The sequence below is a fragment of the Gemmobacter sp. genome (assembly GCF_016792925.1).
Lineage (GTDB): Bacteria > Pseudomonadota > Alphaproteobacteria > Rhodobacterales > Rhodobacteraceae > Gemmobacter.
Genome location: NZ_JAEULU010000244.1, coordinates 1 through 7,707 on the forward strand (window position 1 = coordinate 1; position 7,707 = coordinate 7,707).

8 protein-coding genes are annotated in these 7,707 nt (G+C 63.0%); 5 read left to right on the forward strand and 3 right to left on the reverse strand.

The window, feature by feature from the left end; all coding sequences use genetic code 11:
- On the reverse strand, positions 1-711 hold a 711-nt coding region (gene ccsA, locus JNN06_RS11540), incomplete at its 3' end, for a cytochrome c biogenesis protein CcsA (protein WP_291239740.1).
- 171 nt (positions 712-882) lie between these two features.
- Complete coding sequence (locus JNN06_RS11545) at positions 883-1,320, reverse strand: Lrp/AsnC family transcriptional regulator (RefSeq protein WP_291239741.1); 438 nt, start codon at positions 1,318-1,320, stop codon at positions 883-885.
- A 108-nt stretch (positions 1,321-1,428) separates the two neighbouring features.
- On the opposite strand from JNN06_RS11545, the gene rocF reads away from it, so the two are divergent.
- Both rocF and JNN06_RS11555 read left to right on the forward strand, forming a co-directional pair.
- The gene (gene rocF / locus JNN06_RS11550; protein WP_291239742.1) at positions 1,429-2,352 is read left to right on the forward strand and encodes an arginase; all 924 of its coding nucleotides are present in this window, start codon (positions 1,429-1,431) and stop codon (positions 2,350-2,352) included.
- Positions 2,349-3,401 carry an ornithine cyclodeaminase gene (locus tag JNN06_RS11555; protein ID WP_291239743.1) on the forward strand — a complete coding sequence of 351 codons (1,053 nt, stop codon included), beginning with the start codon at positions 2,349-2,351 and terminating at the stop codon, positions 3,399-3,401. The genes rocF and JNN06_RS11555 overlap by 4 nt, the downstream gene beginning before the upstream one ends.
- A 12-nt stretch (positions 3,402-3,413) precedes the next feature.
- Here JNN06_RS11555 and JNN06_RS11560 read toward each other — a convergent pair whose 3' ends face one another.
- Entirely contained in the window at positions 3,414-3,683 is a 270-nt protein-coding gene (locus JNN06_RS11560) for an usg protein (protein ID WP_291239744.1), read from the reverse strand.
- A gap of 233 nt (positions 3,684-3,916) precedes the next feature.
- Here JNN06_RS11560 and gyrA point away from each other — a divergent pair, with 233 nt between their 5' ends.
- The 3 genes from gyrA to trmFO form a co-directional block, all read left to right on the forward strand.
- Complete coding sequence (gyrA, locus tag JNN06_RS11565; RefSeq protein WP_291239747.1) at positions 3,917-6,619, forward strand: DNA gyrase subunit A; 2,703 nt, start codon at positions 3,917-3,919, stop codon at positions 6,617-6,619.
- An 80-nt stretch (positions 6,620-6,699) separates the two neighbouring features.
- A complete protein-coding gene (locus tag JNN06_RS11570; RefSeq protein ID WP_291239745.1) occupies positions 6,700-7,050 on the forward strand; it encodes a DUF6614 family protein in 351 nt (116 codons plus the stop codon).
- Positions 7,051-7,076: 26 nt separating this feature from the next.
- Positions 7,077-7,707: methylenetetrahydrofolate--tRNA-(uracil(54)-C(5))-methyltransferase (FADH(2)-oxidizing) TrmFO (trmFO, locus tag JNN06_RS11575; RefSeq protein ID WP_291239746.1), on the forward strand; the 631-nt coding region annotated here is incomplete at its 3' end.

Below are 7,707 nucleotides of genomic sequence, written 5' to 3' on the forward strand. Positions count from 1 at the left end.
ACCGCCCCAGCCCAGCTCGTAATAGGCCCACCAGGAGCCAAGCGCGATGCCGATGGTGAGGAAAATCCAGGCGGCCAGCGTCCAGGGCCGCACCCAGCGGCCCCAGGCGGCATCAACCCGACCCTCCAGCAGGGCGGCGACGGCAAAGCTGAAGGCCATGCTGAGCCCGACATAGCCGAGATAGAGGAAGGGCGGATGGAAGGCGAGGCCGGGGTCTTGCAGCAGCGGGTTCAGGTCATCGCCGTTGAAGGGCGGCACTTGCAGCCGCAGAAAGGGGTTGGAGGTGAAGAGAAGGAAGGCCAGAAAGGCCAGCCCAATCAGCCCCTGCACCCCCAGCACCCGCGCCCGCAGGCTTTGCGGCAGGTTCGACCCGAACAGCGCGGCACAGGCGCCAAAGCCCGCGAGGATCAGCACCCAGAGCAGCAGCGAGCCCTCGTGATTGCCCCAGACGCCGGAGATCTTGTAAAGCATCGGCTTGTCGGTATGGCTGTTCATCACCACCAGCCGCAGAGAAAAGTCTGATGTGACAAAGGCATAGGTCAAGGCCCCGAAGGCCACCGCCACCAGCAGAAGCTGCACGATGGCCGCAGGCTCGGCCACGGCCATCCAGGCGGGCCAGCGCCGCCAGGCCCCGACCAGCGGCAATACCGATTGCAGCAGCGCCACGCCAAGCGCCAGCACCAGCGCAAAATGCCCAAGCTCTACGATCATGCGGCTCTCCCTGTTCGCGGCCCGAGTTTAGGGCAAAGCCGCGCCCCCCGCCATGCCGACCTTGGGGGGATGCGCGCGAAGGTCGCAGGGGGCGCTCGGGGCCAGCCTCGCCGGGGGGCTGTCTGCCCCCCGCACCCCCCGAGGATATTTTTGAACAGATGAATGGGGCCGTCAGGCCGGGCGGCGCCCGGCGCGGCGGGTGGAAAGGAGGAGATTGGTTTCCGAGGTCATCACCCCCTCGATATTGCGGATGCGGTGGATGACCTCATCCAGTTCCAGCAGGGTCTGGGTGGACAGCTCCACGATCAGATCCCATTTGCCATTGGTCGAATGCACCGCCATCACCGCCGGCAGGCCCGAAAGCCGCGCCATGATCTTCTCGCCGCCGCGCCCCTCGATGCCGATCATCATCAGCCCGCGCACCGGGGCGGCGGTGACATCGCCGCGGGTGACCACGGTGAAGCCTGCAATCTCGCCCCGGCTCATCAGGCGCTCCATCCGGGCGCGGACGGTGGCGCGGCTGAGGTTGAGGCGCTCGGCCAGATCAGACAGCGAGGCGCGGCCATCGCGGCGCAACTCGGCAATCAGGCGCTGATCGGTCTCTTCCATTCTGGCATTTCCTTTGCCCGTTTCGTGCAGGTGGCGCACATTTTGCACGACAGGATAGTGGAAACTGGCACAATCCGGCAAGAGACTAGGATCGAACAGGAGACTGACATGACCCAGACCATTCTCATCGGCGCCCCGGTTGACAGCGGCCAGCGGCGCCCCGGCTGTCTGATGGGCCCGGCGGCCTATCGCGTGGCGGGGCTGGCGCAGGCCATCCGCGATCTGGGGCACGGGGTGCAGGATCGCGGCGATCTGGCGCCGGTGCCCGCCCTGGGCACCTGCCCGAACCCGGCGGTGGACCAGCTGCCCGAGACCCTCGGCTGGACCCTGGCGCTGCGCGAGGCGGTGGATGATGCGCTGAGCGAGGGCGGCATGCCGATCGTGCTGGGCGGCGATCATGCGCTGGCCCTGGGCTCGGTGTCCGGGGCGGCGCTGCATGCGCGGCGGCTGGGGCGGCCTCTTTTCCTGCTGTGGCTGGATGCGCATAGCGATTTCCACACGCCGCTGACCACCACCAGCGGCAACCTGCATGGCACGCCGGTCGCCTATATTGCCGGGCGCGACGGGTTTGACGCCTTTCCGCCCTTCCCGGCGCCGATCCCGGCAGAGCGCATCTGCCTATACGGCATCCGCTCGGTCGATCCGGCGGAACATGCGGCGCTGCTCGACCATGACATTGCGATCAATGACATGCGGGTGCTGGACGAGCAGGGCATCGTGGCGCCGCTGCGCGCCTTCCTGGGCCGGGTGCGCGCGGCGGGCGGGCTGCTGCATGTGAGCCTCGATGTCGATTTCCTCGACCCCTCGATTGCTCCGGCCGTGGGCACCACCGTGCCCGGCGGCACCACCTTCCGCGAGGCGCATCTGGTGATGGAGCTGCTGCATGAAAGCGGGCTGGTCACCAGCCTTGATCTGGTGGAGCTGAACCCCTTCCTCGACGATCGCGGGCGCACGGCCAAGCTGATGGTTGATCTGGTGGGCAGCCTGATGGGCAAGAAAGTCTTTGACCGTCCGACCCGGAGCTTCGCATGAGCCTTTTGCCCTCTCGTAACGCCTTGGTGCCTTTTGTCAGCGTTGACAACATGATGCGGCTTGTTCTTCATGTTGGCATCGAAGAGATGATGCAAGGTATCGCCACCGAGATCGAAGCCGATTTCCGCCGCTGGCCGCTGTTTGACAAGACGCCGCGTGTGGCCTCGCATTCCGAGATCGGGGTGATCGAGCTGATGCCCACCTCGGATGGCGAGACCTATGGGTTCAAATATGTGAACGGCCATCCGTCCAACATGAAGAAAGGCCTGCAAACCGTTACAGCATTTGGGCTTTTGGCGGATGTGGCCACGGGCTATCCGGTGATGCTGTCGGAAATGACGATCCTTACCGCGCTGCGCACGGCGGCGACCAGCGCGGTCGCGGCCAAATGGCTTGCGCCCAAGGGGGCCTCGGTCATGGCGATGATCGGAAATGGCGCGCAGGCCGAATTTCAGGCGCTGGCCTTCAAGGCGATCTGTGGCATTCGTGAAGTGCGGCTTTACGATATTGACCCGGTCGCGACCGAGAAATGCGCCCGCAATCTGGCCGGGCGCGGGCTGACCGTGGTGCCATGCCACAGCGCCGAACAGGCGATCCTGGGCGCACAAATCCTGACCACCTGCACGGCTGACAAGCAGAATGCGACGATCCTGACCGACAATATGGTCGGCGCGGGCGTCCATATCAACGCGGTCGGCGGCGATTGCCCCGGCAAGACCGAGCTGCACCGGGATATTCTCACCCGGTCCTCGATCTTTGTGGAATATCCGCCGCAAACCCGGATTGAGGGGGAGATTCAACAGCTTGCCGCCGATTACCCGGTGACCGAGCTGTGGCAGGTGATGACCGGCGCCGTGGCGGGGCGGCAGGCGGGCGAAGAGATCACGCTGTTTGACAGCGTGGGCTTTGCCATCGAGGATTTCAGCGCGCTGCGCTATGTGCATGCCCAGCTGAAGGCCACCGGCCTGTCGCAGAACCTCGACATGATCGCCGACCCCGATGACCCGCGCGACCTGTTCGGCATGATCCTGCGGGCCAGCCAGGGTTAACGACCGCCTGCGTCAATGCAGGCGGAACTCGCCCACCACATTGCGCCACTCACCGGGGCCGATCAGCTTGCGGTGGGTGAAGCGGACCGAATGCAACGGCCCCTCGATCTCCTGCTGCCAGAATTCAATGAAGGCAAACAGGCGCGGATGATCGGGGGCCAGATCATAGTCTTGCCAGATGAAGCTGTTGAGAACGCTGCGAAAATCCGGCATCCGATAGTAAAGCTCGGCCGTCGTGAGGCCATAGCCCTTCAGCATGAGTTCGGTTTCCTGATGCGCCATTCTGTGCCTCCGTGCCTGCGCCCATAGGAAAAGTGTTGCGCAAATCCATTAACAGTCAATGAAAACAATATGTTGGCACCCTGCCCCGCTGGCTGCCAATCCGCGCCCAGATGCGCGGTTGCACCCCATATCCGCGATGGTCTATAGTGCCGCCAACCAGATCTTGAGGGGCGCGCCCCTCGCAGCAGAAAAGGCGGACCGGGGTGAGCGATCAGCCGGAAGATATTGAAAAGATGGAAGAAACGCCGCGCGGCACCTATGAGGGTCCGCAGGTCTCCATCGAGAAGGAAATGAAGACGGCTTACCTTGATTACGCAATGAGCGTGATCGTGAGCCGCGCCATCCCCGATCTGCGCGACGGCCTGAAACCTGTGCATCGGCGCATTTTGTATGCGATGGATGAATCCGGCAATACGCATGACAAATCCTATCGCAAATCGGCGCGTCCGGTCGGCGATGTGATGGGTAAATACCACCCGCATGGCGATGTCGCGATTTATGATGCGCTGGTGCGGATGGCGCAGCCCTTTAGCATGTCGCTGAAACTCCTTGATGGACAAGGGAATTTCGGCTCAATGGATGGCGATAACGCCGCCGCCATGCGCTATACCGAAGTGCGGATGGACAAGCCCGCCGCCTTCCTGCTGGCCGATATCGACAAGGATACCGTCGATTTTCAGGACAATTATGACGGAAAAGACCGCGAGCCGACGGTGCTGCCCGCGCGTTTCCCCAACATGCTGGTCAATGGCGCGGGCGGTATCGCCGTGGGCATGGCGACCAATATCCCGCCGCATAACCTCGGCGAAGTGATCGACGGTTGTCTTGCCATGATCGAAAACCCCGATCTGTCAGCCGAACGGCTGATGGAGCTGATCCCCGGCCCGGATTTTCCGACGGGCGGTCAGATTCTAGGCCGGGGTGGCATTCGCAAGGCCTATCTGGAGGGGCGCGGCTCGGTCGTGATCCGCGCCAAGACCCGGATCGAGGAACTGCGCAAGGATCGTTGGGCGATCATCGTCGATGAAATCCCCTATCAGGTGAACAAGGCGGCCATGATCGAAAAGATCGCCGACCTCGTGCGCGAGAAGAAGGTGGAGGGCATCGCCAATATCGCCGACGAATCCGACCGCGTGGGCGTGCGGGTGGTGATCGAGCTGAAGCGTGATGCCACGGCGGATGTGGTGCTGAACCAGCTGTTCCGCTTCTCGCCGCTGCAAACCTCTTTCGGCTGCAACATGCTGGCGCTGAATGGCGGGCGGCCCGAGACGCTGGCCTTGCGCGATTTTATCAGCCATTTCCTCACCTTCCGCGAGGAAGTTGTAGCACGTCGCACGGCTTTTGAGCTGCGCAAGGCCCGCGAGCGCAGCCATATTCTGTGCGGTCTGGCGGTGGCGGTATCGAACGTCGATGAGGTGGTGGCGACCATCCGCGCCTCCGCCGATCCGGCCGAGGCGCGCGAACGCTTGATGACCCGGCGCTGGCCCGCACATGATATTGTCAGCTATATCAAGCTGATCGACGATCCGACGCATACGGTGAACGACGACGGCACCTATAACCTGTCGGAAATTCAGGCCCGCGCCATTCTGGACCTGCGCTTGCAGCGCCTGACCGCGATGGGCGTCAAGGAAATCACCGACGAACTTGAAGAACTGGCTGCAAAGATCAAGGATTATTTGGAAATCCTGTCTTCGCGCGACCGGATCATGGGGATCATCTCGGGCGAGTTGACCGAGGTGAAAGAGCTGTTCGCCATCCCGCGCCGCACCGAAATCGTCGACTGGGCCGGCGATATGGATGACGAAGACCTGATCGAGCGCGAGGATATGGTCGTCACCATCACCTCGGGCGGCTATATCAAGCGCACCCCGCTGGCCGAGTTCCGCGCGCAGAACCGCGGCGGCAAGGGGCTGGCCTCGATGGCCACCAAAGATGACGATGTGGTGACCACGTTGTTCGTGGCCAACACCCATACCCATTTGCTGTTTTTCACAACAGATGGGATGGTTTACAAGCTGAAATGCTGGCGCCTGCCGCTGGCCGGGCGCACCTCGCGCGGCAAGGCTATCGTCAATATCCTGCCAATCGAAACTGGCGTCTCCATCGCGGCGCTGATGCCGGTGGACGTGCCGGAGCTGGATTGGGACAGCCTGCAAATCGTCTTTGCCACCTCGGATGGCGATGTGCGGCAAAATGATCTGAGCGATTTCACCAATGTGAAACGTAACGGCAAGATCGCCATGAACCTGCCGGAGGGCGTCAGCCTGGTGAATGCGGCGATTGCCGACGAGAATGACGACGTGATGCTGGTGACGGCAAGCGGGCGCGCGATCCGGTTTTCGACCACGGAAATCCGGGTGTTCAAATCGCGCGGCTCTACCGGCGTGCGCGGGATTCGGCTGGGCGAAGGCGACAAGGTGGTCTCGATGTCGATCATCCGCCATTTCGAGGCCGACCCGGCCGAGCGTGCCGCTTATCTCAAGCAGCGCAGGCTCTTGGCGGGCAATCTTGAGGAAGAGGTTGAAGGCGACGATGAAGAGGCCGTGGCTGAGGGCCAATTGTCGACCGAGCGCTATGCCGAGATGTCTGCCGCCGAAGACCTGATCCTGACGATCACATCAAAAGGGCTCGGCAAGTTGTCGTCCAGCCACGATTATCCGGTGCGCGGGCGCGGCGGCATGGGGGTCACCGCCTTCGAGAAAACCATGCGCGGCGGGCCTTTGGTCGCCTCTTTCAAGGTCGATCCCTCGGATCAGATCATGCTGGCCACCTCGACCGGCCAATCCATCCGGGTGCCGGTGGAGCAGATCAGCTTCCGCTCGCGCTCGGCCGGGGGGGTGAAGGTCTTCAACACCGGCCGCGACGAGGAGGTCGTGTCGGTGGCCCGGGTTGCCGATCAGGGCGACCCGCCGGAACCGGCACAGGACGCGTGAAAAAGGCCGGGGTTGCGCCCCGGCCTTAATCTTTTGGCAAGACGAGTCGGGTTTCATGGCCTTCCGGGAAAGGAGGCGGCATGAACCTTTATCACTGCCTGATCGAACTGAAATCAGAGGCGCGGGCGCTGGCCTTCGCGGCCGCGGTGCATAGTTGGATGAGCTATCTCCAGGATCAGGGGCTGGTGAACGGCTGGCGTCTGATGCGCCGCAAGTTCGGGCTGGCCTCCGGGGCGCATTGCGATTTCCTGCTGGAGATGGAGCTGCCCGATATGGCGGCGCTGGATACCGCCTTTTCGGCTTTGGCGCAGGCCGATGAACAGGCGGCCCGACGATACGATCAGATGCACCAGATGATCGCTGAGGTGTCGGTCGGGCTGTATCGGCCATACCCGGATGCGGCACAACGCGAACGCATTGCCTTGATCTGAGCCGCGCATGGGGCTATCTGCGCTGCATGCGCGATCCCATTCACATCATCGGCGGTGGCATGGCCGGGTCGGAGGCCGCCTGGCAGGCGGCTCAGGCTGGCGTGCCGGTTGTCATCCATGAAATGCGGCCTCAGGTGGGCACCTTTGCCCATCGCACTGGCAGTTTTGCCGAGATGGTCTGCTCCAATTCCTTCCGCTCGGATGATGACGAGCGCAATGCGGTGGGTTTGCTGCATTGGGAAATGGGCGCGGCGGGCGGGCTGATCATGGAAATGGCGCGGCTGCATCGCTTGCCTGCGGGCGGTGCCTTGGCGGTGGACCGCGATCCCTTTGCCGAAGCGGTGACGGCGCGGCTGCGGGCGCATCCGCTGATTTCGGTGGTCGAGGGCGAGGTGACAGACCTCCCTAAGGACGGGCGCTGGATCATCGCAACCGGCCCGCTGACCAGCACCGCTTTGGCCGAAAGCATCCGGGAAGAGACCGGAGCCGAAAGTCTGGCTTTTTTCGATGCCATCGCCCCCATCGTCTATGCCGAAAGTATCGACATGTCAGTGGCTTGGCTGCAAAGCCGCTATGACAAGGGCGAAACCGAGGAAGAGCGCACCGCCTATATCAACTGCCCGATGGACAAGCCGCAATATGAGGCATTCATCGACG

Bases quoted from the DNA above. Each gene is read 5' to 3' on its own strand.
- JNN06_RS11545 (WP_291239741.1), bottom strand. From the start codon at position 1,320: ATGGAAGAGACCGATCAGCGCCTGATTGCCGAGTTGCGCCGCGATGGC.
- rocF (WP_291239742.1), top strand. From the start codon at position 1,429: ATGACCCAGACCATTCTCATCGGCGCCCCGGTTGACAGCGGCCAGCGG.
- JNN06_RS11555 (WP_291239743.1), top strand. From the start codon at position 2,349: ATGAGCCTTTTGCCCTCTCGTAACGCCTTGGTGCCTTTTGTCAGCGTT.
- JNN06_RS11560 (WP_291239744.1), bottom strand. From the start codon at position 3,683: ATGGCGCATCAGGAAACCGAACTCATGCTGAAGGGCTATGGCCTCACG.
- gyrA (WP_291239747.1), top strand. From the start codon at position 3,917: ATGGAAGAAACGCCGCGCGGCACCTATGAGGGTCCGCAGGTCTCCATC.
- JNN06_RS11570 (WP_291239745.1), top strand. From the start codon at position 6,700: ATGAACCTTTATCACTGCCTGATCGAACTGAAATCAGAGGCGCGGGCG.